The organism is Limnothrix sp. FACHB-881, from assembly GCF_014698135.1.
Classification (GTDB): Bacteria; Cyanobacteriota; Cyanobacteriia; order CACIAM-69d; family CACIAM-69d; genus CACIAM-69d.
The window spans coordinates 241,148-265,073 of the sequence record NZ_JACJSN010000001.1 but is presented as its reverse complement, the minus strand read 5'-3'; the positions used below and the strand labels follow the sequence as shown (position 1 = coordinate 265,073).

Annotated in this window: 23 protein-coding genes; 7 read left to right on the top strand and 16 right to left on the bottom strand. The window is 52.8% G+C overall.

Features of this window, described 5'->3' with window-relative positions:
* Position 1: 1 nt before the first annotated feature.
* The 5 genes from H6G52_RS01070 to H6G52_RS01050 all read right to left on the bottom strand — a co-directional run bounded on the left by H6G52_RS01070 (position 2) and on the right by H6G52_RS01050 (position 5,065).
* The gene (locus H6G52_RS01070) at positions 2-328 is read right to left on the bottom strand and encodes a 50S ribosomal protein L23 (RefSeq protein ID WP_099534698.1); all 327 of its coding nucleotides are present in this window, start codon (positions 326-328) and stop codon (positions 2-4) included.
* The gene (gene rplD, locus H6G52_RS01065) at positions 321-956 is read right to left on the bottom strand and encodes a 50S ribosomal protein L4 (protein ID WP_099534697.1); all 636 of its coding nucleotides are present in this window, start codon (positions 954-956) and stop codon (positions 321-323) included. Before rplD ends, H6G52_RS01070 begins: the two co-directional genes overlap by 8 nt.
* 40 nt (positions 957-996) lie before the next feature.
* Entirely contained in the window at positions 997-1,641 is a 645-nt protein-coding gene (rplC, locus tag H6G52_RS01060) for a 50S ribosomal protein L3 (protein ID WP_099534696.1), read from the bottom strand.
* 487 nt (positions 1,642-2,128) lie between these two features.
* Positions 2,129-4,285 (bottom strand): glycine--tRNA ligase subunit beta, encoded by a 2,157-nt coding sequence (gene glyS, locus H6G52_RS01055; protein ID WP_190525890.1) that lies wholly within the window; start codon positions 4,283-4,285, stop codon positions 2,129-2,131.
* Between the two features lie 198 nt (positions 4,286-4,483).
* Complete coding sequence (locus H6G52_RS01050) at positions 4,484-5,065, bottom strand: hypothetical protein (RefSeq protein WP_190525889.1); 582 nt, start codon at positions 5,063-5,065, stop codon at positions 4,484-4,486.
* A gap of 214 nt (positions 5,066-5,279) precedes the next feature.
* Here H6G52_RS01050 and H6G52_RS01045 point away from each other — a divergent pair, with 214 nt between their 5' ends.
* Positions 5,280-5,777 carry a hypothetical protein gene (locus tag H6G52_RS01045; RefSeq protein WP_099534693.1) on the top strand — a complete coding sequence of 166 codons (498 nt, stop codon included), beginning with the start codon at positions 5,280-5,282 and terminating at the stop codon, positions 5,775-5,777.
* Here the strand turns inward: H6G52_RS01045 and H6G52_RS01040 are convergent.
* The 3 genes from H6G52_RS01040 to H6G52_RS01030 all read right to left on the bottom strand — a co-directional run bounded on the left by H6G52_RS01040 (position 5,774) and on the right by H6G52_RS01030 (position 9,023).
* Entirely contained in the window at positions 5,774-7,315 is a 1,542-nt protein-coding gene (locus H6G52_RS01040; protein ID WP_190525887.1) for an adenylate/guanylate cyclase domain-containing protein, read from the bottom strand. The genes H6G52_RS01045 and H6G52_RS01040 overlap by 4 nt on opposite strands.
* A gap of 381 nt (positions 7,316-7,696) precedes the next feature.
* Complete coding sequence (locus tag H6G52_RS01035) at positions 7,697-8,116, bottom strand: hypothetical protein (protein WP_190356085.1); 420 nt, start codon at positions 8,114-8,116, stop codon at positions 7,697-7,699.
* A gap of 136 nt (positions 8,117-8,252) precedes the next feature.
* The gene (locus H6G52_RS01030) at positions 8,253-9,023 is read right to left on the bottom strand and encodes a hypothetical protein (RefSeq protein WP_190525885.1); all 771 of its coding nucleotides are present in this window, start codon (positions 9,021-9,023) and stop codon (positions 8,253-8,255) included.
* Between the two features lie 216 nt (positions 9,024-9,239).
* On the opposite strand from H6G52_RS01030, the gene H6G52_RS01025 reads away from it, so the two are divergent.
* The 3 genes from H6G52_RS01025 to H6G52_RS01015 all read left to right on the top strand — a co-directional run bounded on the left by H6G52_RS01025 (position 9,240) and on the right by H6G52_RS01015 (position 13,072).
* Positions 9,240-9,434 carry a hypothetical protein gene (locus H6G52_RS01025; protein WP_190525883.1) on the top strand — a complete coding sequence of 65 codons (195 nt, stop codon included), beginning with the start codon at positions 9,240-9,242 and terminating at the stop codon, positions 9,432-9,434.
* A 188-nt stretch (positions 9,435-9,622) separates the two neighbouring features.
* Positions 9,623-12,241, top strand: coding sequence for an ATP-dependent chaperone ClpB (clpB, locus tag H6G52_RS01020; protein ID WP_190526190.1), 2,619 nt, complete (start codon positions 9,623-9,625; stop codon positions 12,239-12,241).
* Positions 12,242-12,502: 261 nt separating this feature from the next.
* Complete coding sequence (locus H6G52_RS01015; RefSeq protein WP_099534688.1) at positions 12,503-13,072, top strand: DUF4126 domain-containing protein; 570 nt, start codon at positions 12,503-12,505, stop codon at positions 13,070-13,072.
* A 21-nt stretch (positions 13,073-13,093) separates the two neighbouring features.
* Here the strand turns inward: H6G52_RS01015 and H6G52_RS01010 are convergent, their stop codons facing one another.
* The 4 genes from H6G52_RS01010 to ahcY form a co-directional block, all read right to left on the bottom strand.
* The gene (locus H6G52_RS01010) at positions 13,094-13,690 is read right to left on the bottom strand and encodes a Uma2 family endonuclease (RefSeq protein WP_190525881.1); all 597 of its coding nucleotides are present in this window, start codon (positions 13,688-13,690) and stop codon (positions 13,094-13,096) included.
* A gap of 68 nt (positions 13,691-13,758) precedes the next feature.
* Positions 13,759-14,181, bottom strand: a complete 423-nt coding sequence (gene ruvX, locus H6G52_RS01005) for a Holliday junction resolvase RuvX (RefSeq protein ID WP_190525879.1) — start codon at positions 14,179-14,181, stop codon at positions 13,759-13,761.
* A 136-nt stretch (positions 14,182-14,317) separates the two neighbouring features.
* Positions 14,318-14,941 (bottom strand): DedA family protein, encoded by a 624-nt coding sequence (locus tag H6G52_RS01000; protein ID WP_190525878.1) that lies wholly within the window; start codon positions 14,939-14,941, stop codon positions 14,318-14,320.
* 139 nt (positions 14,942-15,080) lie between these two features.
* On the bottom strand, positions 15,081-16,370 hold the full coding sequence (ahcY, locus tag H6G52_RS00995) for an adenosylhomocysteinase (protein WP_099534684.1): 1,290 nt from the start codon (positions 16,368-16,370) through the stop codon (positions 15,081-15,083).
* Positions 16,371-16,702: 332 nt separating this feature from the next.
* Between ahcY and H6G52_RS00990 the strand changes: the two genes are divergently transcribed.
* On the top strand, positions 16,703-17,269 hold the full coding sequence (locus H6G52_RS00990) for a restriction endonuclease subunit R (RefSeq protein WP_242026109.1): 567 nt from the start codon (positions 16,703-16,705) through the stop codon (positions 17,267-17,269).
* Positions 17,270-17,381: 112 nt separating this feature from the next.
* On the opposite strand, the gene H6G52_RS00985 is transcribed toward H6G52_RS00990, so the two are convergent.
* Entirely contained in the window at positions 17,382-17,780 is a 399-nt protein-coding gene (locus H6G52_RS00985) for a type II toxin-antitoxin system HigA family antitoxin (RefSeq protein ID WP_190525876.1), read from the bottom strand.
* A gap of 196 nt (positions 17,781-17,976) precedes the next feature.
* Complete coding sequence (locus tag H6G52_RS18940) at positions 17,977-18,318, bottom strand: type II toxin-antitoxin system HigB family toxin (RefSeq protein WP_190525874.1); 342 nt, start codon at positions 18,316-18,318, stop codon at positions 17,977-17,979.
* A 197-nt stretch (positions 18,319-18,515) separates the two neighbouring features.
* On the opposite strand from H6G52_RS18940, the gene miaB reads away from it, so the two are divergent.
* The gene (gene miaB, locus H6G52_RS00975) at positions 18,516-19,871 is read left to right on the top strand and encodes a tRNA (N6-isopentenyl adenosine(37)-C2)-methylthiotransferase MiaB (protein ID WP_190525872.1); all 1,356 of its coding nucleotides are present in this window, start codon (positions 18,516-18,518) and stop codon (positions 19,869-19,871) included.
* Positions 19,872-19,988: 117 nt separating this feature from the next.
* Here the strand turns inward: miaB and rnc are convergent, their stop codons facing one another.
* Both rnc and H6G52_RS00965 read right to left on the bottom strand, forming a co-directional pair.
* On the bottom strand, positions 19,989-20,822 hold the full coding sequence (gene rnc, locus H6G52_RS00970) for a ribonuclease III (RefSeq protein WP_234407052.1): 834 nt from the start codon (positions 20,820-20,822) through the stop codon (positions 19,989-19,991).
* Between the two features lie 691 nt (positions 20,823-21,513).
* Positions 21,514-23,373, bottom strand: coding sequence for a sensor histidine kinase (locus H6G52_RS00965; protein WP_190525870.1), 1,860 nt, complete (start codon positions 23,371-23,373; stop codon positions 21,514-21,516).
* Positions 23,374-23,424: 51 nt separating this feature from the next.
* Between H6G52_RS00965 and H6G52_RS00960 the strand changes: the two genes are divergently transcribed.
* The gene (locus H6G52_RS00960) at positions 23,425-23,649 is read left to right on the top strand and encodes a hypothetical protein (protein WP_190525868.1); all 225 of its coding nucleotides are present in this window, start codon (positions 23,425-23,427) and stop codon (positions 23,647-23,649) included.
* Positions 23,650-23,926: the final 277 nt, after the last annotated feature.

The window sequence follows — 23,926 nt, the reverse complement described above, 5'->3', positions numbered from 1 at the left end:
GCTAGACTTCGGGGAACAGTTGAATCGAACTGCCTTCGGCCAGCGTGACGATCGCCCGCTTCACCTGAGGACGGTAACCCGACAGCCGACCCAGTTTCCGGGTCTTGCGCGGCGGGTTGTAGGTGTTGACCCTCTGGACTTTCACCTCAAACAGACCTTCGATCGCTGCCTTGATGTCCAGCTTGTTGGCGCGGGGATCCACGTCAAACACGTACTGGTTGTTTTCCAGCAGAATCGTGGCCTTTTCGGTGATGATCGGCCGGCGAACCACATCCGCCAACGTGCGATCGTCCAAGCGCGTCTTGTACTTAGGAGTGCGCTTAATCATCGCCGTAAACCTCCTTGATCTTCTCCAGCGCGTCCGCCGTCACCACCACCTTGTCGGCGTTCAGCAGGTCGAACACATTCAAGTTCGTTGCCAAAATCAACCGCAGGCTTTGGACGTTCCGGGCCGACAGCCAAACGTTTTCGTCTTGGTCAGCCACAATCAACAGCACCTTTTGGTTCGCATCCACATCCCAACGGGCGAGCGCGGCCAACAGGTCTTTGGTCTTGGGCTGGCTGAGTTGGCTGGCAAAGTTTTCCACCACCACCAAGTCATCCAAGCGACCTTGGAACGCCGTGCGCAGGGCCAGGCGGCGTTCCTTCCGGTTCATCTTTTGCGAATAGTCGCGGGGCTTGGGGCCAAAGATCACACCACCACCACGCCACAGGGGAGAGCGGTTCGAGCCAGCACGGGCGCGACCGGTTCCCTTTTGCCGCCAGGGCTTGCGACCACCACCGCGCACTTCCGAACGGGTCTTGGTGCTGACAGTACCTTGACGAGCATTCGCCAATTGACGCACCAAAGCCCGGTGCACAATGTGCTGAGCGTTTTCTTCACGGGCGACGCGTAAGTCCAGCTCGGTCTTGCCGGCTTCCTTACCGTCCCAATCTTTCACAATGCAGTTGACCATTGCTGTGCTCCACGTTCGACGGACTTACGGGCGATCGCGCTTACTTTTGACGACCCACCAGGTTGGACGGTGCAATGCTGACCAGCGTCCCCGGCTTGCCCGGAACCGCACCCTTGATCAACACGATGTTGCGATCGGGGTCGATCCGCACAACCGTCAGCTTCTTGACCGTCACACGCTCATTGCCCATCCGGCCAGCCATGCGCTTACCGGGATAGACACGACCGGGGGTCGTACCCGCACCCGTCGAACCGGGCAGACGGTGGTTTTTGGAACCGTGAGACATCGGCCCGCGACCAAAGTTGTGGCGCTTTTGGTAACCCGCGAAACCACGACCAATGCTGTTACCCGTCACGTCAACGATTTGACCGACTTCGATGCAGCGATCGGCGCGGATTTCTTCACCAAGGGTAAAGCCAGCCACATCCACCAAACGGTATTCCCGCAGGTGGCGCAGGGGCTTCGCGTTGGCCTTGCTCAGGTGTCCGATTTCCGGCTTGCTGAGGGCCTTTTCTTTGACTTCTTGAAAACCCAACTGAACGGCCGTGTAGCCATCAGTCTCTTTGGTTTTGATTTGCGTAACGGTACAGGGGCCAGCTTGGATGACCGTTACCGGGATGGCCCGGCCCGTTTCATCAAAGACTTGGGTCATGCCCAACTTAGTACCTAGAATGCCAAGAGACATGGCGTTCTCCTTAGACTAGGGATGGTTAGGAGAGTCCTTCCCCCTAGCGTCAACCAGCCGTAACAAGAGCGCCTCTAGCGCGTAAGGGCCAGAAGCACTTTCCCGACGGACTTTGAGTTTTGGGCACTCTGATTGACGTAGACTGACCGCTTATCTGCGCTGAGAAATCGTTGAGAATCTCAAGGCTCGGATGTCAGTCAACCGAGGGAAGATTTTGCGCTGGAGCGGTTTGCATCGTTGCAGCGCGTTTGCTTGCTAGGACTTAAGCAGCGACCTGCTCAGTATCCGGTTCAGCAAAAGTTGCCTGGAAAATTTGCCAGATCGGCAAATGTTGTGGTTTTAAGGTTGCGTAGCGCAGGGAACCACAGTTTTGGCAACGGTTCAATATTATAGGGGTGTGGCAGTCTTTTGTCTAGCAATTGATGATTTTGCTACAAAACTGGCAGCACACCCCTTGGCCCTTAGGCCGGAAATGGGGATGAATGCTTTACCCCTTCACGATCGCCCCGAAATCTCCGAGCACCCTGGCATGGTTCCGCAACAGGCCCAGCAGGTTCAGCCGGTTACGCCGCACCGCTTCATCATCCACCATCACCATCACACTTTCGGAACCATCAAAGAAGTTCGCCACCACGGCCGCCGCCTGCGCCAGTTGATCGGCCAGGGGCTGGTAGTTACGGGTTTGGCGCGTGGCTTGGGTGATGGGCAACAGGGCAACCAGGGCATCATAAAACGCCTGTTCTGAGGGTTGCTCAAACAAGGCAGATTTCACGGAAGCAGCGGGATCCAAATCGCTGAAGTTGAGATCGCCCTTGGCGGCCAGTTTGGAGGCGCGGTTGATGGTGGCATAGAGGTTGGCCAATTGCCCCGATCGCCGCAGGGATTGCAAGAACTGTGCCCGTTGCAGCACATCGGCGGGGTCGTAGAGGGCGCGTAGGGCTGCATCTCGATCGCCCAGTTCTCCGACCACTGCCAAGGCCAGGTCGTAATCAATGCCCTGTTCATCTTCGAGCAGGCTGCGGAACCGCTGCACAAAGAATTCCGCCAGTTGCGTGCCCATGCCAGAATCTGCCCAACGATCGACCGATTCCGGCTCAATCAGCGATTCCAAATTCAGAGACCAACCGGCATCCCAAATGATGTTCACCACGGCGTTGGCGGCCCGGCGCAGGGCAAAGGGATCGGAGGATCCGCTCGGCAACAGGCCAATTCGGAACAGACTGCACAGGGTATCGAGGCGATCGGCCAGGGCCACAATGCGCCCGGTTTGGCTGGTGGGCAAAGCATCGCCCGCGCCCTTGGGTAGGTAATGTTCCCCGATCGCCACCGCCACCGCTTCCGGTTCTCCGCTGGCCCGGGCATACTTCTCGCCCATGATGCCTTGCAGTTCTGGGAACTCGAAGACCATGCTGGTCACCAAGTCTGCTTTGCAGAGCAGGGCGGCCCAGTTCACCAAGTCCCGATCGTCCGCCGACAGTTGCAGTTGGTGGCAGAGTCGATCGGCCATGGATACAATTCGATCGACCTTGGCCCGCATACTGCCCAATTGGTCTTGGAAGGTGACCGTTTCCAGCTTGGCCAAGTAGCTTTCCAACGGCTTGGCAATGTCGGCCTTGTAGAAATACTGGCCATCGCTGAGGCGGGCCCGCACCACTCGTCCATTGCCCTCAGCGATGATGGCGGCCTTGGTCGGATCCCCATTACTGATGGTGATGAAGTTGGGCAACAGTCGATCGGGCTGGCCCGGTTGATGGACGGGGAAATAGCGCTGATGGGTGACCATGACGGTTTTGGTCACCTCCGACGGCAACTCCAAAAATTCCTGATCAAAACCACCAATCACCGCCGTGGGAAACTCCACCAAGTCCCGCACTTCTTCCAGCAAATCGGGGTCAATTTCCGCTTCTCCACCCAGTTGGGCCGCTGCGGCCTGGGTTTGCTGAATGATCAGCGCCTGCCGTTGCTCGGGACTCACCAGTACGGAAGCCGCTGCCAAGGTAGCCACATAGTCCGTGGCCTGGGCGATCGAAACCGATGCAGGATGCAACACCCGGTGGCCGGTCGTGACTCGATCGGCCGTCAGCACTTCCGCCGGGCGCGTTTCGGTGGCCGCTCGCACGGTCAAAGACACCGGCAATACTTGATCATCCCAAAGGGCAATCAGGCTGCGAATGGGCCGGGGGAATCGGAATTCTCCATCTCCCCAGCGCATAAACCGCTTCCCTTCCAGGGCCAGCACCCATTGGGGAGCCAATTCCTGCAAGAGATCGGGGGTCGATCGCCCCGCCGTGAACACTTCCGCAAAAACAAATTCACCCTTGTCCGTGGCTCGCAACTCCAAATCGCTCAGGGCCACACCGTTTTTGCGCGCAAATCCTTCGGCGGCCTTGGTGGGTTGCCCATCCTTGAAGGCAGCACTGGCCGGCGGCCCTTTCACCGCCTCCCGGCGATCGGGCTGGCGATCGGGCAACCCTTCAATCACCAGGGCCAAGCGGCGCGGTGTGGCAAACACCTGCACCGATGTGGCGCTTAGGTTGGCTTCCGCCAAGCTCTGGGGCACGCGATCGCGCCACTGACGCACCGCACTGGCCACAAAACTTGCGGGTAATTCTTCAGTGCCGACCTCAAACAAAAAAGCAGGCATGGGAGCGCTGGAACTCGATGAACAGACTTGAAAAACCTAGCAGATCGCCAGCATAAACGATCCGAAACCATCCGACTGAGGGCGATTGTTTCGTTGCGTTGCGTTGCCTTCGTTAACTGGTCTTCATGGCCTGGCCGTCGTTAACGCGCCCAGCCAGAAGACTGGCCAATCGCCTCAGTCACAGCAGCCATCAGCCCCCTAGGTACGCCCCAGCCACAGAATTCCTGCAATCACCAGCAGCACCAGCAACAACCCAAAGCCCAGAAAGCGATTCTCATGGACAATCAGATCCGGATCGATCGGCTTTGGCTCCGGCATGGGACGAGATCGGGGCGATCGGCTCGGGGCCTGACCGGTGGCTGCCTTGAACCCCGCACCATCCGCCGCCTCCAAGCTCGACAAGTCAGGAATTTCCGTCAGCCATTCCGGGCGCTTGCTCAACACGGGCGCTTCCAAAATCGCCAACAACCGGCGAGCTTGCGATCGGGTTTCTAGGTGGGGATGCTTCGTCAGTTGCCGACACAATTGCAACCCCGCGTCCCGCAGGCCCGCAGCCTCGTAGGCCGTCACCAACCACACCTGCATTTCACCCCCCAAACGCCCATTGGCCGGCAACAGCGCCGCCCCCGTTTCCAAGGACTCGATCGCCTCGCGATAGCGCCCTGCCTCAAACAGCCTCCGCCCCTGGTCATAAAGCGTTTGGGCCCGATCTAGGGTCATGGCCTCAAAATCCGTTACCGGCTTTGGATCGGCCGTCTCTGGCTCCGTACCGGTTTCCACAGCACTCGCCCCCGATGTAGGGTCCAGCGATGAATTCAGCGAGTGAAAGACTGCTTCTTGATCTGGTTGATCTTGCTCTGCCGCCACGCGATCGCCTCAAATTCCTCTCGGTTCAGAGCCTTTAGTTTAACCCCGTGCTCCATAACTCTTTACGCAGCGGCAAGACCTTGGGTTAATCTTAAAGGGCATTTTTTGAGAAACACCACCGCGCGCTATGAAACGGCCGCTCGCGATCGCCGCCCTCACCAGCCTTGGCCTTGGTTTGGCAGGACTGCACATCAACGCCCAAGCCCAAGACCGCAGCGCCCCCGTGGTGGAATGTCGCCGCCCCGTGCCCCTGATGCCCGTTGGTGGCAACGACCCCGAAGTGGTGAAGCGGGTTTCGGCCCCTAGCCTGCTGTTTACACGCAACAATTGGAACACCGATTTTGTTGTTCCTAGCAATCAAAGCTTTACCAGTTTTCGAGTCAGTTTATTTTTTAAAGACTCCGGCAGCTACAAGTCTGAAATGTTCCTCAAATATGGGGACAGCAGCAACGATCAGTTCTATGACGAACGGGTGAATGCTGAAGCGAATCAACTGGTGCAAGTGCCTGCCTATCCACGTCGTCGGCCCGGCCAAAACATTCAACCGTTTCAGGTAAATGTGAAGGTAGGCAACACAGGATCGATCGGGAAAGTGTATGTCGTTTCCGTGGATGCTTGCCGTTAGTTCTTAGGGGCTTCCTCTAGCCAATAAACCAACATGTCTCCTCGGCCTTTCACAGCAATTACCCCCCGCTGGGTTAATCGATAAAGGCTCGCTTCTCCCCCCAGGCGATCGAACACCGCTTGAGTCACTTGAATTTTGCCTGGCGATCCTTGAGACTCCATGCGGCTGGCCACATTCACCGTGTCCCCCCACAAATCGTAGGCAAACTTTCGCAGCCCAATCACCCCCGCCACCACGGGCCCCGAATGGAGTCCCACCCGAATGGAGAGGGGATAGCGGGACGTTTGATTCAATTGCTCGATCGCCCGCTGCATCGCCAAAGCCATGTCCGCCGCCGCCGCCGCATGGTTAGGGTTGGGATTCGGCAAGCCTGCCGCCGCCATATAGGCATCGCCAATGGTCTTGATTTTTTCAAGGCCATGGAACTCCGCTAACTGGTCAAATAGCGAAAACATGCGATTGAGTAATTCAATTGTTTCGACCGGTTGCAGTTGCGAAGCCAGGGGCGTGAATCCCACTAAATCCGCAAATAAAACCGTTACTTCTGGGAATAAATCTGCAATTTGGGACGAATCCGTCAAGAGTCGATCAGCAACACTGCGCGGCAAAATATTGGTGAGCAATTGATCCGAACGTCGCTGCTCTTGGCGCAGTTGTTTACGAACTTCAAATTCAGTGCGAGATAGGCGTTCATAGAGGCCAACCACCAAAGTTGACATCAAAGAAATCCACACCATATCAAACAAAACTTGCCCAGGATCCAAAGGCTCTGGAAAAATTGCCTGACCCATCAAGCCATTGGTCAAAGCATAATTCACATAGGCAATGAGGTGGGAAATGAGATGCCAATGCCAGCGAAACGGCAGCACGGCCGCGATGCTAAAAAAGCCCAACGTCCAACCCTTCAAATCGGGCATGACGGGTGTTCCCCAATGGCTGGGTAAATTAGTCACCACCGAAATCGTGGTTGAAAGCAGTAAAAATAGACCAAATTGGGATGAGAAAATCGCCGGATCCAAGCTCAAGTGCTCAGGCCGCTTCGGCTGAATCAGAGGTGGCAATTTTCCACCCTGGCTTAAGGGCTTGGGGACAATATTCTTAGGAGTTGTGTTAGGAGTTGTTGTAGGAGTTGTTTGCCGAGAAACAGCAGAATAGCCCTCCGCAGTCGATGCCGGAACCAAATATCGTTCAGTTAAAGACTGGGTTTCACGGCTGCCAGCAAAAATTAAAACAATTGCCATCAAATGGCGAATTAAACGCACACTGAACAGGTCGCCTTTACTGGATTCTTCAAAGGCAATCAGAATTGAGAACGTGCTGAAATAAATGACTCCTAGGCGAAATCCCAGCATCAAGCGCTGATGAATCAGTGCCGATCGCCAGGCGACATAACTATCAAATTCCGCTTCATTGAGATGTCGCCCATCTCCCAAGAGAAGGTTGATGCAACGGGTTAACCAAGCGCGCAACAGACTACGAAAGGATGGGCTACCTCTAGGGCGATTGCGCCAAATCCGTCGCCAAGGGGTCAAGGGCACAGCAAGAGCAAGAGCAGGGAGAGATCGGAGAGTCTTGGAATTTTATTGGAATTTTAACGGAATTGAGCGACGAAATTAGGCAGATTCAGTTGTCAGAATTTGGGATCATTCCCCTAGAAACTTCAACTGATCAGATCTGACGGATCGCAGTAGGCAAATTTGCCTAAATTAGTTTGAAAATTGCTAGCGATTAGTTGAAGTTATGGTCAGTCGCCATCAACAATAGCCCGTAGGGTGGGCAATGCCCACCGAATCATTACGTCATGGCATCTACCATATGGCATCTGCAATATGGCGTGCTAATCGTTTTAGGTAAGGGTCGTATGATCAGTCGCCATCAACAGGCATCAATTGACATTGAGAAAATGTCCTAAAAAGTAATTAATTAGGACGATAGGGATCGATCGAGGGATAGGGGCCAAATTGTACTTGGCGCAATCCACAGAGATCATAGGGCTGTTCTTCCAAGACCGTCTGGGAACCATCAGAATAAATGGCTTTGATTTTGTAGTTACACCCAGATTGATAAAGGTTGTCGTAATTAAATTCCAAGTCGATCGCTTCACCGGATTTTAAAATGCGATCGCCTAAGAGTTCCTGCCAATCCCCTGAATAGCGAGGTGCAATATAGAGGGCGTATAAACTACGAGCATTATTGTTGCGAAACCGAATCCGCGCAATGCGGTTTTCCGGTCGGGTATTGTCCCATTGGGCGAAGGCTCCTTCGATCGCTGTGCCGAGGACTGTAACCCCGATCAGACCCATGGCAATCAGTTGGCTGCTCCACCGCTTGAAATTCATAACTCAGGCTCTCTGCGTGAGGTTGCAATTGAGAAAAAGATTGCGTCCAGTGTACGCGCGATTGTTCAGTCCCTGCTAGGGGATAGCGAAAATTGTTGAGAGAATGCTGAATAATTTCTGAGTCATTCCTGCGAAATTAGTCAGAATTCCATTGATCTTGTCGATTATGCAACGTTTTTAGCTCGTTCCGAACCCGATCGCCCAGTTTTAATGCTTCATCAAGTACCTGACCATATTCAAGGGCTTGATCCGTCACCAGTTGCATATGCTGACCCAGGGTAGCCCCTTCAAAGGCATCCACTTGCGCCATCACCACATCTTGGTTTTCACGTAACACCCGTTCCACTTTCAAGGCATTTTCCAGCTCCGATCGCAGTTGGCTCAGGGTGGCAATTGTTTGGGCTTGTTCCTCAGGGCTAATTACCTTTCCAGAGGCTTGGGCCAGTTGAGCCTTCACATCCGTTGCGCGTACCAGTCGATTAAATTTTTCGACCTCTTGGGTCAAGGGCAGGAGCGATCGCAAGGTATCTTGTTTTTTCTCTTCATCCCAAGAAAACCAAATGGACATGGGAATCCCTGTCAGCAAACAAACACCGGCAGACCAGCGCACAATATTAATGACACTGATTCCGGCAAACAAGCCCAACAGGCGAACTAAGTAAAACCCACCAATGGCAATGGGAATCACAAAAATTCCGAGTAAGATTGCCCAAATAATCGAAAACCAAAATCCATTCCAAGCATATTTCAAGCAACGCTTACCGATTGCTTGCCATTTAGACAATTTGCAATTTTGATACAAGGCTTTAGACAAATCTTGAGCATCTTTGAAAGGAACACCAGTTAGGGTTTGAAAGTCCGTAGGCGACAGAAGCAAAGTTTGCCAATCGGTTGTTTTTTCAGTCATATTTTTCACTCATATTCAGTTTCCTTTAATGGTCAGTTTCGCCTGAGCTTTACCCGATTTGACGAGCGGCAGATTCGGTCAGCTGTTCCTGATGGGTTGCGATTTGTTTTCTATCCTAAGCAGCTCCCAGCTTTTCGATCGCCCGGTCTGACCGCAACCCACAGCGTCCACTGATTCGACTCAAAGGGCTGACCATCGAACCGATGCAACTGACCCATGCAACTGACCCCGGAACGGCTAGACCTGACTCAGTTGGTCTTGGCTGAAAAGGAGGCGATCGCGCCGCGCCCCAGTCATCTGAATCCCCCTGCACCGCAGCAAAATCACGACCAAATCACGGCAAAATCGCGACAAGGTTGCCGGAAACGGGTAACAGCAGCACCGGGAACAACAGGCGAGCCTGAACGATGACCCGATCGGGAGTGGCTCAGCTCGGCGCGATCGTGTTCCTGCCAGGGTTGCCCCAGACGGCAAACCCCCACCCCTTGGGTCGTAAAAGCCGATCGCGCTCGATCGCCCTCCCTGCCTACAATAACGCTACGGTTGTGCAGCGGAGGCTGATCCCTACCGGAGTAATTCCTGCACACCCCAAACACCCCATGCAACCCACTGATCCCAATAAGTTCACCACCAAGGCTTGGGAAGTGATTGCCCAAATGCCAGAAGTTGCCAAGCAAAATCGCCAACAACAGCTAGAGTCAGAACATTTACTCAAATCATTATTAGAACAAGAGGGATTAGCGACCAGTATTTTTAGCAAGGCCGGGGCCCAGCCCAGTCGCTTACAAGAATTAGCGGATCAATTTTTGCAGAAACAGCCCAAAATTTCCGGTGATATTGGCTCCGTTTATTTGGGACAAAGCCTGGATAAGTTGCTCGATCAATCCGAGGCTTTTCGCAAGGAATTTGGTGATGAATATCTTTCGATCGAACACCTCGTATTGGGGTTTGCCAAGGACGATCGCTGCGGTCGCAAGATTTTTGATGAAGTTGGGCTAAATGAGGCCAAACTTCGGGAAGCAATTAAACAAGTGAGAGGCAATCAAACCGTGACCGATCGTGATCCGGAAGGGAAATACGAAGCTCTTGAAAAATATGGCCGAGACCTCACCCAATATGCCCGCCAAGGGAAGCTCGATCCAGTCATTGGCCGGGATGATGAAATCCGTCGCACCATCCAAATCTTGTCGCGTCGCACCAAAAATAATCCTGTTCTAATTGGCGAGCCAGGGGTGGGCAAAACCGCGATCGCTGAAGGATTGGCTCAGCGAATTGTTAAAGGAGATGTGCCAGAATCCTTGCAAAATCGCACCCTGATTGCCCTTGACATGGGCGCACTGATTGCTGGGGCCAAATATCGCGGAGAATTTGAAGAACGTCTGAAAGCAGTGCTCAAGGAAGTGACGGATTCTGAAGGGAATATCATTCTCTTCATCGATGAAATTCACACCGTTGTGGGCGCAGGGGCAACGCAGGGGGCCATGGATGCCGGTAACCTCCTAAAACCGATGTTGGCTCGGGGTGAATTGCGCTGTATTGGAGCCACCACCCTTGATGAATACCGCAAATATATTGAAAAAGACGCGGCATTGGAACGGCGATTCCAACAGGTTTATATTGATCAGCCCTCGGTGGTGGATACGATTTCAATTCTGCGAGGATTGAAAGACCGCTATGAAACCCACCACAATGTCAAGATTTCCGATAGTGCTTTGGTGGCGGCGGCAACCCTTTCTAATCGCTACATTAGCGATCGATTTTTGCCGGACAAGGCGATCGATCTGGTGGATGAAGCCGCAGCCAAGTTGAAAATGGAAGTTACCTCTAAGCCAGAGGAACTAGATGAAATTGATCGCAAGATTTTGCAACTGGAAATGGAGCGCTTATCCTTGCAAAAGGAGAGTGATTCAGCGTCCAAGGAGCGACTGGAACGACTCGATCGGGAACTGGCAGACCTGAAGGAAACCCAAAGCCATCTGAACGCCCAATGGCAACAGGAAAAAGATCTGTTGGAGCAACGAAAAGCCCTCAAGGAACAGATTGATCGGGTGGAGCTAGAAATTCAGCAAGCAGAGCGAGACTATGATCTCAACCGGGCCGCTGAATTAAAGTTTGGAACCCTGAATGAACTGCATCAACAATTACAGACCATCGAACAGACCATTTCGACTCAGCAATCGAGCGGTCAAATTCTGCTGCGAGAAGAAGTCAGTGAATCTGATATTGCTGAAATTATTGCCAAGTGGACTGGCATTCCGGTCAGCAAACTGATTGCTTCCGAAATGGAAAAACTGCTGCATTTGGAAGATGAGCTACACCAACGAGTGATTGGCCAAGATGAGGCCGTCACGGCGGTGGCCGATGCTATTCAGCGATCGCGGGCGGGGCTGGCCGACCCTAACCGCCCGATCGCCAGCTTTATCTTCCTGGGCCCCACGGGTGTGGGCAAAACTGAACTCGCTAAATCTTTGGCGGCTTATCTATTCGACACCGAAGAAGCAATGGTGCGAATTGATATGTCGGAATACATGGAGAAACATGCGGTTTCGCGCTTGGTCGGCGCGCCCCCCGGTTATGTGGGCTATGAAGAAGGCGGACAACTCACAGAAGCCATTCGTCGTCGTCCTTATTCCGTGATTCTGTTTGATGAAATTGAAAAAGCGCACCCGGATGTGTTCAACATCATGCTGCAAATTTTGGATGATGGTCGAGTGACCGATTCCCAAGGGCGCACCGTTGATTTCAAAAACAGCATCATCATTTTGACCAGTAACATTGGCTCCCAATACATTTTGGAATTGGCGGCCGATAACAGTCGCTACGAAGAAATGCGAACGCGGGTGATGGCGGCCATGCGCGAACAATTCCGCCCAGAATTCTTGAACCGAATTGATGACATCATCATTTTTCACGGTCTCGAAAAATCGGAATTGCGCCAAATTATCCAAATTCAAGCCCAGCGATTGGAAGCCCGTTTAGCGGAGAAGAAAATGGCCCTGAAACTGTCAGAAGCGGCGATCGACTTCTTGGCAGAGGTTGGCTACGATCCCACCTACGGCGCACGCCCCTTAAAACGCGCCGTGCAACGGGAATTGGAAACCCAAATTGCTAAGTGCATTTTGCGGGGTGAGTTTACCGAAGGTGACACGATTTGGGTTGATATTGAAAACGAGCGACTGGCTTTTAAGCGGCTGACGGCGGACTTGGTGGCACTCTAGGTTAGGCAACGGCGATCGCCCATGGCTCTCGATCGTGTTGAGTGAACCAAAATCGCCTAAAGTTCAAGGCCACTGGGAAATTTCCGAGTCGCATGGGTCGATCGCCCCGAGTTTGTGATTGGAGCGATCGACCCCCATCCTTTGCGGATCTCAACAACCGATCCTGGAAGAAACAGTTCAACAAGGGGCATTGACTCAAAAAGGGGCATCGATGGTGCAATTACAGACGAGTTCAGGTTTCTATGGGATGCGCCCATTGTCATGGTTGAACTCCTAGCGGTGCTGGCAGCTTCGGCGGCGGGAGGGATGCGCATTGCCCTGCCGCTGTTGTTGATTGGCCTCTTGCAGGGCGATCGCCTCTGGTCACGAGTGCCGCTGCTGTCGCAACTGTCGCCGCAATGGGTGCTTGGGGTGCTGGTCAGTTGGTCCCTGTTTGAGCTGTTTGCTTCCAAAAAACTGCTGGGGCAAAGAATTTTGCAGTTGGTGCAATTGGTGTTTAGTCCCTTGGCTGGGGCCGTGATGGGAATGGCGATCGCCCAAGCAGCCGATCGGACGGATCAAATCACCGTGCTGTTGGGAATTGTGGGAGGCCTGTTGGCCCTGGTTTTGCAACTGGTGCAGGTGGGCTGGTTTTTTCGATTAGGAGGGCTGCCCCTTTGGGCAATTTTCACCCAAGATGCCCTCTGCATTTTTCTGGTGCTATTTGCCTTTGATGCGCCCACCCAAGGGGGCACGATCGCTCTGATGCTTTTGTGGTTAGCGATTCGCAGTTCCAAGGCCTGGTATTTCCATTACCAAGGACAACCGAATTCATCATCACCCAGAACCTAATGATCAAAATGATTAAAGCGATTAATCAACTGCTAGCCAATCAAAGAGCTGACCCAGCGTGAGTTGAAATTCAGCCGCGAACTCAGGCACAGGCAAGCGATCGTTTGCATCCCGAAAAACTGAAATTTGGCAATCATGATTAATTGTTAAAACACCATTTTGATCGGGGTCAATCAGCCAGCCCATTTGCGTTCCATGCTGAGCACAGTGCAATAGCTTGTCAATGATGCCCAGGCTTGCTTGCTTGGGCGATAAGATTTCGATCGCCCAGTCTGGCGGGATTAAAAATTGGTTGGCAACCCGGCCAGTTGTCGCATTTCGGGGAATTCGATCCCAAAGAAACACTGATAAATCAGGAACAATAGCCTGGCCGCCAAATGTGCAGCGCAATTCTGTATAGGCGCGGGCAATTTTGCGCTGTTTAAGCACGGCGTTAATGGCTGCTACCAAGTCTGCTTGGAGGGTGCTGTGTTCTCCCTGGGGCATTGGTTTTTGAATGATTTTGCCGTTGATGAATTCACTGGCCGGCTGGGTATCAGGCAGGGCCAAAAACTGGTTTAGGTCGATCGCCTCTGGGGCTGACTCAGCAGCAACCGGAGCGCTTAGGCTAGCGGTCATTTACCGATCCTCCAAAACCGATGCAGTGGGCTATCTCTTCCCAGGATAGCGACTGGTTTTGACTAAATTCAAATCCGCTGCTCATCCAGCCAGCGTTGCAAAATCGCCGCCGCCGCATAGCGATCGATGCTGCCCTTGTCCCGCGAGGGTTGGAGGCCGCGCGATCGCAACAGTTCCTCGGCTTCCACCGAACTCAGCCGCTCGTCCACCAACACAAACGGCAGCCCGATCGCCGTGGCGTAGCGCTTGGCCCACTTGCGGGCGTGGCGGGTTTGGGCGCTGTCTTCCCCATCCATCGTCAGGGGCAACCCGGCGATCAACACCGTGGCCTGGCGCTCCTGGGCGATCGCCCGCAACGCCGCCACATCTTGCTCAAAGGATTGCCGCTCGATCGTGGCGATCGGGCTGGCCAGTAACCCGAGGCGATCGCACCCCGCCACCCCAATCCGTTTGCGCCCAATATCCAGGGCGATCGCCGCCACTTCTGTCATGGTTGTTGATCTCTAACCGGCTCAATTCATCCCAAACAAATCGGGGCAGGCCCAGCCCACCCCGATTCACGTGATCATTATTTTGGCAGTCCTCTGGTAGGGGCGTAACGCCTTACGCCCTCCGCCAGTTGCTGACTTACCCATTACCCTTGTTGCGTAAATCCAGGTTTTTCTTCACCAGCCAAGCCGCAAAGGCCAGCACCAAAATCCCTAGCACCACCTTGGAAACCGGGGCGAGATATTCATCCACCAGCTCATAGTTCGATCCAAGTTTGTAGCCCAGGGTGGTGAGGGCCGTAGTCCAAATAATGGTGCCCAGGGTGGTGTAGATCGTGAAGGGGACGATCGGCATTCCTTCAATCCCCGCCGGTAGCGAAATCAGCGTCCGCACCCCCGGAACCATCCGGCAGAGAAACACCGCCTTCGCGCCATGCTTTTGGAACCAGGTTTTGGATTTCCCTACATCCTCACTGGAAATCCCAATCCATTTGAAATATTTGTCGGCCCAACGTTCTAGGCGTTCTTCATTCACCAGTTTGCCGATGTAGTACCAGGGATAGGCCCCCAACACCGTACCGATTACACCCGCGGCGATCGCCGGAATCAGTTCTAGGTTGTTATTGGGCTGCGAAGCCGTAAACCCCGCCAAGGGCATGATTAATTCGGAAGGAATCGGCGGGAATAGATTTTCCAAAAACATCAGGAACCCAATGCCGAAATAGCCCAGGGAACCAATAATTTCAACAATCCACTCTTTCATAGAAAGCAAGAATAACGCGGTGAACAAAATCGATGAGTTGGGTGTGCGATCGTGAAATCAAGCATCAAAGTTCCAGGTGTTAGACAAGGGGCTGAAGCCCCTTGCCCCGCACTAGGAATGAGGGTTCAGACTGGGGCGATTATGTGCCTTCAGTCCAGGAGTTCATGTACTCGATCTGTTCAGCGGTCAGGGAGTCGATCGCGATGCCCATGGCCGCCAGCTTCAGACGGGCGATCTCTTGATCCACCTCATCGGGAATCGAGTAGAGACCCGGCTCCAGTTGGCCCTTGTTCTTCACCAGGTATTCGCAAGCCAGGGCTTGGTTGGCAAAGCTCATGTCCATCACGGCGCTGGGGTGGCCTTCCGCCGCCGCCAGGTTCACCAAGCGACCTTCGCCCAACACCACCACGGACTTGCCGTTGTTCAGGCGATATTCTTCGGTGAAGTTGCGGACGGTCTTCACTTCCGACGATTGGGCCTTCAGGGCCTTCAGGTCGATTTCCAAATCGAAGTGACCGGAGTTACAAACGATCGCCCCGTCCTTCATCTTGGCGAAATGCTCGCCGCGAATCACGTGCTTGTTGCCGGTGACGGTGATGAACAGGTCGCCCAGGGCGGCGGCTTCGTCCATCGGCATCACGCGGAAACCATCCATCACGGCTTCGATCGCCGGGACGGGCAGCACTTCGGTGACGATCACGTTTGCGCCCAAACCGCGCGCCCGCATGGCCGTGCCCTTACCGCACCAGCCATAGCCAGCAACCACCACGGTTTTGCCCGCCAACAGGACGTTGGTGGCGCGGATGATGCCGTCGAGGGTCGATTGGCCCGTGCCGTAGCGGTTGTCGAAGAAATGCTTGGTTTGCGCGTCGTTGACGTTCATGGCCGGGAAGGTCAGCACGCCATCGCGCAGCATGGCCCGCAAACGGACGATGCCGGTGGTGGTTTCTTCGGTGGTGCCAATCAGGTCAGCGATTTGGTCTTGGCGCTGTTGGATCAAGGTGGCGGTCACGTCGGAACCGTCATCGATGATCACGTTCGGCTTGTGGTCGAGGGCAATGTTCACATGGCGCAGATAGGTTTCGGTATCTTCACCCTTGTAGGCAAAGACCGAAATGCCTTCATCAACCACGAGGCTGGCGGCCACGTCGTCCTGGGTCGAAAGGGGGTTGCTGGCAATCAACACCGCATCCGCGCCACCGGCCTTGAGGGCGATCGCCAAGTGGGCGGTTTCGGTGGTGACGTGGCAACAAGCAACCAGACGCAAACCGGCGAAGGGCTTTTCGGTGGCGAAGCGATCGCGGATTTGGCGCAGCACCGGCATTTCTCGACCCGCCCATTCAATCCGTTGGCGACCCATGGGGGCCAAGGACAGGTCTTTGACTTCGTGTTTCACCAGTTGCGGCAAGCTTACGGGCGCGACGGTCATTGGGTTAGCAATTCCTTACTTGAATCGTTGAGGGGGGAGGGGCAGGCAGCTAGGGCGATCGACCGGATCACATCCGGCTGAGGGGAGATCGTTAGCCTCTTGCAGGTCAACTCAATCAGTGTATCAACTTCGTAACCTGGTGACCGGTCGCCAGGGTTTAGGATCGCCCTCAGGGCGCGGGAAACAAGCGAAAGCTGCTCAAATGGAGACACGGGATGACAACCACAGTGGAGATCGAACAACTAACGCTCCAGGATCTGGAACAGCGGTTGGGTCTCCAGCGCAGTGATGATCCTGATTTCTTTCGAGAGTGACGCGATCGGTTGCCGGAGTTGGGGGAGATCGAGCGCGATCGGCTGCAACGAATTCAAGCCAGCTACGCCAACTTGGAGCGGAGATCGGTGCTAGAAAATACGGCCAAGTTGGCGGTGGTGGCTCCGCTGTTAGATCTCGCCGGTTTCTTTTTGCCGCCGTTCTATGTGGATACGGAAACCTCAGTAGAAATTGTGGGCGATCGCCCCGTGGACGCTAACCCAATGGGGGGCGAAAAACTGCGCGGCCGGGTGGATATTCTGGTGTTGATGGGTCGTTTGTGGGTGTTGGCGATCGAATCTAAGCGGGCTGAATTTTCAGTCAAGATGGGGATTCCGCAGGTGTTGGGTTATATGTTGGCAGCGGCTCCCGATCGACAAGCGCGGTTTGGTTTAGTGACCAATGGCAGTAGTTTTGTATTTTTAAAATTAGCTAAGGTGCTGGTATTTCCTGATGATGCTGATACGCCTCTCTACAGTTGGCAGTACGACAAATCACCAGAATTAATTCTCGATCGCGCTGATGATTTGGCAACGGTTTTGCAAGTGATGAAAAAACTCGGGGCGATCGTCAGTCAAGCTATTTGATTTCACGCCTGATCGCTACTCATTAACAATTAGTTTTTTGACAAAAAACGCCTTGAAGGGATCGTAGGAGCAAGGGGCTTAAGCCCCTTGCCTGAGGCAGTTAGGGCGATAATCAAAGAAAGATCGTGTAGGGCAGTCCAAAGAATTCGCCTAACCGTTGCGCCTGTTTCTTAGAAATGTCGCGCTTGCCGTTGACTACTTCAGAAACAATGCCTTTGGAGCCAATCACTCCGATCAAATCAGCTTGTTTCAGTCCGTTGTCTTCCATCAGTTCCAACAGTACTTCCCGCCCAGAGCAATCAGCGATCGCATAGTGCTGATCGTCATAGCTACTAACGAGTAATGTCAGTAAATCCAATAGAGCTGATTCTTCAGGTGATCGATCTTCACGCAAGAATAGTTGCTCGATTTGATCTACCAGGCGATCATATTCTTCCTCGGTCTGAATGACGGTCGGTCGGACTTCTGCCAGTAATTGTGAATAAGACTTTGGATCAAGAACTGCCAGCATGGCTTGGTTGGGTGCGTGCGTGCTTCTGTGTGTGCTTTTTTGTATGTATGATTCAGTGCTTTGGAGAGTGACGACTTACATATCATCCATCTCTGGAGTAAACCTGCTATCTGCTGTTCAAGTTACTCTAACTTCAGGGAGAAGGGGCCGAAGCCCCTATCTCTAATTGATGACGTGGCTAAACCAAATATCAACTTTACTTTTTAGAGTTGCTTCTCAAGTCATCAGGAATTTTAATCTTGCTGTATTCGGCATGAGTGCAAATTTTCTTGATAAGAAGCTTGGCATTGCTAAGTGATCCATCAGATTGAAGATGGCAGTAATTTGTTAGTACGGCGATCAGGCGATACTTATTTCCACAGATATTGAAAACCAGAAATTCACCTACACGATCAACACTGGGAAATGTTTTTCTGGCATCCTCGAAACTTGTCCATCTGGCTCTTGAAACAATCTTGAACCATCGTTGTAGGCTAGATTCTGCTATTGGATGGAGCTTACAAAACTCACGAATCGGCTTTCGACTGATGATATGCATTTTGGCTAGCCCTTAAATTTTGCACCTTGCAGCATTAGTACCTCCTGTTGAAATGGCTCTTGGTAGAGTAGCGAATGGGTTATGGAATTTATCCTAGTTCTCAAAAAGAGAACTGTCAAGCCTAGTCCTGATCAATTGGCGGTTGAATCGAAACATCCTGCTTTAGAATAAAGAGTCTCGATCGCCCCGCCAGAGCCATGAGCAACCAACCCCGCCGCTACCACATCACCACCTTCGGCTGTCAGATGAACAAGGCCGACTCCGAGCGGATGGCCGGCATCCTTGACACCATGGGCTTTGCTTGGACTGAAGAACCCGAAGAAGCGGATCTGATTCTCTACAACACCTGCACGATTCGCGACAACGCCGAACAAAAGGTCTATTCCTACCTCGGGCGGCAGGCCAAGCGCAAACAAACCAACCCCGACCTGACGATCGTGGTGGCCGGCTGCGTGGCTCAACAGGAAGGCGAGCAACTGTTGCGGCGCGTGCCCGAGGTGGATTTGATCATGGGGCCCCAGCACGCCAATCGCCTGGAAGACTTGCTGGAGCAGGTGTTCAATGGCAGCCAGGTGGTGGCCACGGAACCCGTCCATATTATGGAAGACATCACTAAGCCCCGCCGCGACAGCCAAATTACGGCTTGGGTGAACGTGATCTACGGTTGCAACGAGCGCTGCACCTATTGCGTCGTTCCCGGGGTGCGCGGCGTGGAGCAATCGCGCTATCCCGAGGAAATTCGCCGGGAAATGGAGGAATTGGGTCGCCAGGGCTACAAGGAAGTGACCTTGCTGGGCCAAAACATCGATGCCTATGGGCGCGACTTGCCCGGAAGCTTGCCCGACGGACGGCATAAGTACAACTTCACGGACTTACTGCGGGAAGTGCATGATGTGGAGGGCATTGAGCGGTTGCGCTTTGCCACCAGCCACCCGCGCTACTTCACGGAGCGGCTGATTCGCACCTGCGCCGAGCTGCCGAAGGTTTGCAAGCACTTCCACATCCCGTTCCAGTCGGGCGACAACGAGGTGCTGAAAGCGATGTCGCGTGGTTATACCCACGAGCGCTACCGGCAAATCATCGACACGATTCGCCGCTATATGCCCGATGCGTCGATTAGCGCTGATGCGATCGTTGGTTTCCCCGGTGAAACGGAGGAGCAGTTCCAAAACACGCTGAAGCTGGTTGAGGATATTGGCTTTGATCAGCTCAATACGGCGGCCTATTCGCCTCGGCCGGGTACGCCTGCGGCCCTGTGGGACAACCAGTTGGATGAGGAAACCAAGAGCGATCGCCTGCAACGGTTGAACCATCTGGTGTCGGTTAAGGCGGCGGAGCGATCGCAGCGCTATTTTGGCCGCACGGAATATGTGTTGGTGGAAGATGTGAACCCGAAGAATCCGAGCCAGGTGATGGGCCGCACCGATGGCAATCGGTTGACCTTCTTTGCGGGAGATTTTGCAGAACTGCGCGGCAAAATTGTCCCCGTCAAAATTACGGAGGTACGAGCCTTCAGTTTGACCGGTGAGGCTTTGTTGCCCGCTCTCTGCTAAGACAACCTATTCATATTGGGTGCATATTGGGCGGCGATCGCCCTGAGGTGCGAATTCCCTGGGAACACAGCCCACATTAGTTCGCCCAAATTAGTTCGCCAAAGCTAGTTAAGCCCGTTAGGCCAAGGCCGCTCGCGGCGCGTTCGTGCTGCTGGTGGCCTTCTGGTTGAGGGTTTCCAGGGCAGCGGCGGCGGCGGATTTTTCGGCTTCTTTTTTGGAGCGGCCTTGACCGGTTCCTAAAATTCGAGACCCCAACGAAACTTGGCAGGAAAAGAGGGGATTGTGATCCTGTCCGGCAATCTTTTGGGTGTTGTATTTCGGCAAGGAAAGACCGCATTTGTGGGCCCATTCTTGCAGTTGATTTTTCACATCAAGGCTCGATCGCGCCTGGAGTTCTTCGATCGGCACTGCGTCAAACAAGGCTTCCACAAAGGGGCGAACAATCTCCACATCCCCATGTTGATCGAGATAGTAGGCCCCGACCAAAGCTTCAAAAGCGCTGCTGAGTAGGTTGGGATTATGGCGACCTCCCATCTGCTCAACCCCTCGGCTCATGCGCAGTTGCTGACCCAAATTCAGGGCGATCGCAAACTGAGCCAGTTGCTTTTCATCAACGAGGGCCGATCGCCGCCGGGTCATTTCGTCCTCGCCCAAGTCGGGAAAGCGGCGATACAAATAAGCCCCACTAACAAAGGTCAAAATTGCATCACCCAAAAATTCCAGTCGCTCGTTATCCTCACCCAGCCGTGGATTTTCCCGCACGAGCGATCGATGGGTGAGGGCCTGAATCAACAAGCTTTGGCAGTTAAACCGAGGCAGCTCCGGCACCAAGTGGGGCATCAGCGACGTTTGGGCGATCGACTCCTGAACAGCAAGGGATTTGGCAGGTCGCGGCCAGGTAACCACCCTAGGGCGTTCGGAACCAGACGGCTGTTGAGCAAAGGCGGTCATAACGGCGTTGAGTCCTTGGATTGGGAGACTTTGGGCATTGGCAATGGGCCAGTGATCCTAAATAGGCAAGAGGCACAACAACAGGACAACTAAAGTTGGGAGCGCCAGCCACCCAATGCAATCACAACTACGGCGCAGCATCTGATCTTGAATCTCAGCCGAGTTGCTAGCTATGTGGGCTGCGAACCTCAGGACTTTGGCGACTGTTGGCGTTCTTGCATATCAAACCTTTACCGAAACTGGAGCAGAGCTTAAACCCCTATTGGGTTTGGCAGATTATGAGTAGAGATTGTCTTATATGGTTAATACCGTATCGATCAATCGTAAAAAACTCGGGAAGACAATTCTTCAATTCAAACCCGCTCTAAGGGTAGTTTACCGTGCTCGAATAGTTGCAGGCCAAAGCATTGGGGGCTTTTTAAAGGTTTCATCAAGCCCCTTGATCATGAGTGACAGATATCAAATTGGCACGCGATCGCCCAAAGGACTCTTGCTCCTCCATCTAAGAGGATGTCTGAGAAGTATCTTTTAGTGCGGGCCAGGCATCGACACAAGCATTAATAGAAGCGTCAATAGAAGCGCCAATTATTTTAGGGGCAAGGAGTTTCAGCCCCTTTTCTATGTCGATCGCTGGGGTATCCAGAGCAGCAACTTTGGCTTTTCAGACATCCTCTAGGAGGGCAAATTAGTGCTAGGAATTGGCGCGATGGATCGGTAACACCACAAGGATTTCCGTTCCTCGATTGAGGGCCGATCGACAGATCAGTTGTCCCCGATGATGTTCCACCACAATTTGATAGGTAATGCTTAGCCCCAAGCCCGTTCCCATGCCCACGGGCTTGGTGGTGAAGAACGGATCGAATAATTTGGGTTGAATGGCTTCGGGAATTCCGGGGCCATTATCCGCGATCGTGATGGTGAGGTGCTCAGAGTCGGACAGGGCTGTGGCAATCCGAATTTGACTCGGTTGATTGAGGCATTCTTGGTAGCTTCGTGATCGATCGCGCTCATCCAAGGCATCGATCGCATTCGTCAGCAAATGCATCAACGCTTGATTGAGTTGTCCTGCAAAACAGTCGATCGGGGGAACAGGGCCATAATCACGAACAATTTGAATTTCCGGACGTTCATTCTGCTCCCGCAATCGATAGCCCAAAATCGTGAGGGCACTCTCGATCGACTCATGCAAATCAATTGTTTTAAATTCTGCCTCGTCCAGCCGCGAAAACACTCGCAGGGATTTCACAATATCGCGAATCCGACCAGTGCCCACTTCCATCGAAGAAAACACACGATCTAAATCACCTTGAATGAATTCTAAATCGCTTTCTTGAATCGCCTCTTGCAAATGTTGGGGAGGGTTAGGATAGGCTTCTTGATAAAGCGCCACTAGGGCTTGCAACTCCTGGGCATAGTTCTTGGCATGGTAGAGATTGCTATAAACAAAACCCGCTGGATTATTAATTTCATGGGCAATGCCTGCCACCATTTTGCCCAGACTAGACATTTTTTCCGAATGGACGAGGCGACTTTGAGTCTGATGTAGCTCGCTCATATATAAATCGGCCCATTCAACCAATTGATTAAACGCCATGGATAAATCAGCAGTGGTTCTATCCTCTTGGGTAATCGATGCCCTTAATTTTAAGTTGTTCTCTGTGGTCACTTTCTGAACTGTTTCAGTCAGCTCCAGCAGGGGTGTTGTGATCGTTTTGCCGGCCATTAACGACAGAAAAATTCCCAACAGCAAACTCACGAACAGACTGCCACCCACAATCAGCGCTTGAATTTGTCGAATTTCCTGTAGTTGGTCAGTGCCAATATTTTCCTGTTCTTCTACTTTTTCCGCAACAGTCAAAAGTTCCTGGTGAATGCTGTTCAGTTCTAAATAGAACGATCGATAGGAGTCGCTCACCAGAAAATTCACCAGAGTCTGATGGGCCACCTCATATTCCTGAGTCGTGTATCCCGGCCGAAGGGTCAATGACTGTAACAGGGGAGAAGCAAAGCGCTGATAGTGACGCATGGACTCATTCAGGCGATTCATTAATTGTTGCCACTGAGCCGCATCGATTCCATCTTCCTTGTCTTTCATAGTGACCGAGAATTCCACCAACTCTCGGCGCAACTCCGCCAATTTATCGAGGTGTTGTCGTTGGCGATCTTGGAATTGTGATGGATATCGCAACAAGTACAAAGACTCGAATGGGTAATTGAGAATGACCATCCAGTCATCTGCAAAGTGCGCTAATTCCTCTTGGCGAATATCAGCAGCCCGAATTTCCGCCACTGTTTGGACGGCATAGCGGTTGCCCACAAATAGGCCAACACTGGTTCCCAAAATGGCTGTAAAAATTGCTGTTCCAGAAGCCCAACACACTTTCCGTGCAATACTCCAATCGCGCGAAAAATGATTCAAGAGTCGTTGATATTTCCCGATCGTGAGGTCTGCCAAACGCCGTGACCAATTTCCTCGGGCAGCCGATTGAGGACGCGACCAAGGATCCTGTGAAGGGGATGATTGCAGCACGGTACGAGACTTGGCGATCATGGAGAATCAGTCCTGCAAGGAGAGTGAAGCACGACTGGCACAATGGGAAACATGACTCATGAAACTTCACTGAGAAAAGCTGGCTCAATTGATCCTGAAGACTCAACAGAGTTGGATCAATTTTTCAGGCTAATTTCAGTCTTGATTAAGCTTCATTTTCGAGAAATTGAAAAATTATGGATTAATGGCCACTATGGTTGGGGCGATGATTTGGGCGATCGCTCTGTGGGGCAACTCAGACAGGGATTTCTTGAGGAAATTGAAATTCAGATCTGAAATCCAAATTCGTCAATTCATAACCAAAATCAACATTTAAAGATTGACAGTCAAAGATTAACGTTGATGATTTAGACCCAGAATCATCAGCCAAACAGTCAAAAAGAGCTGATAATTTTTACCGAGAATTTTTGCCCAGATTTAGAGCCAGAGCAATTTTATCAAGTGGGGTTCATCAGCATGGACCGATTCAAATGGATGCCAATCGATTCAAATCAACTCAAGTGATTCAATTTGGGTGAATTAGTGAATCAAGTGAATTGGGTGAATGAATTGA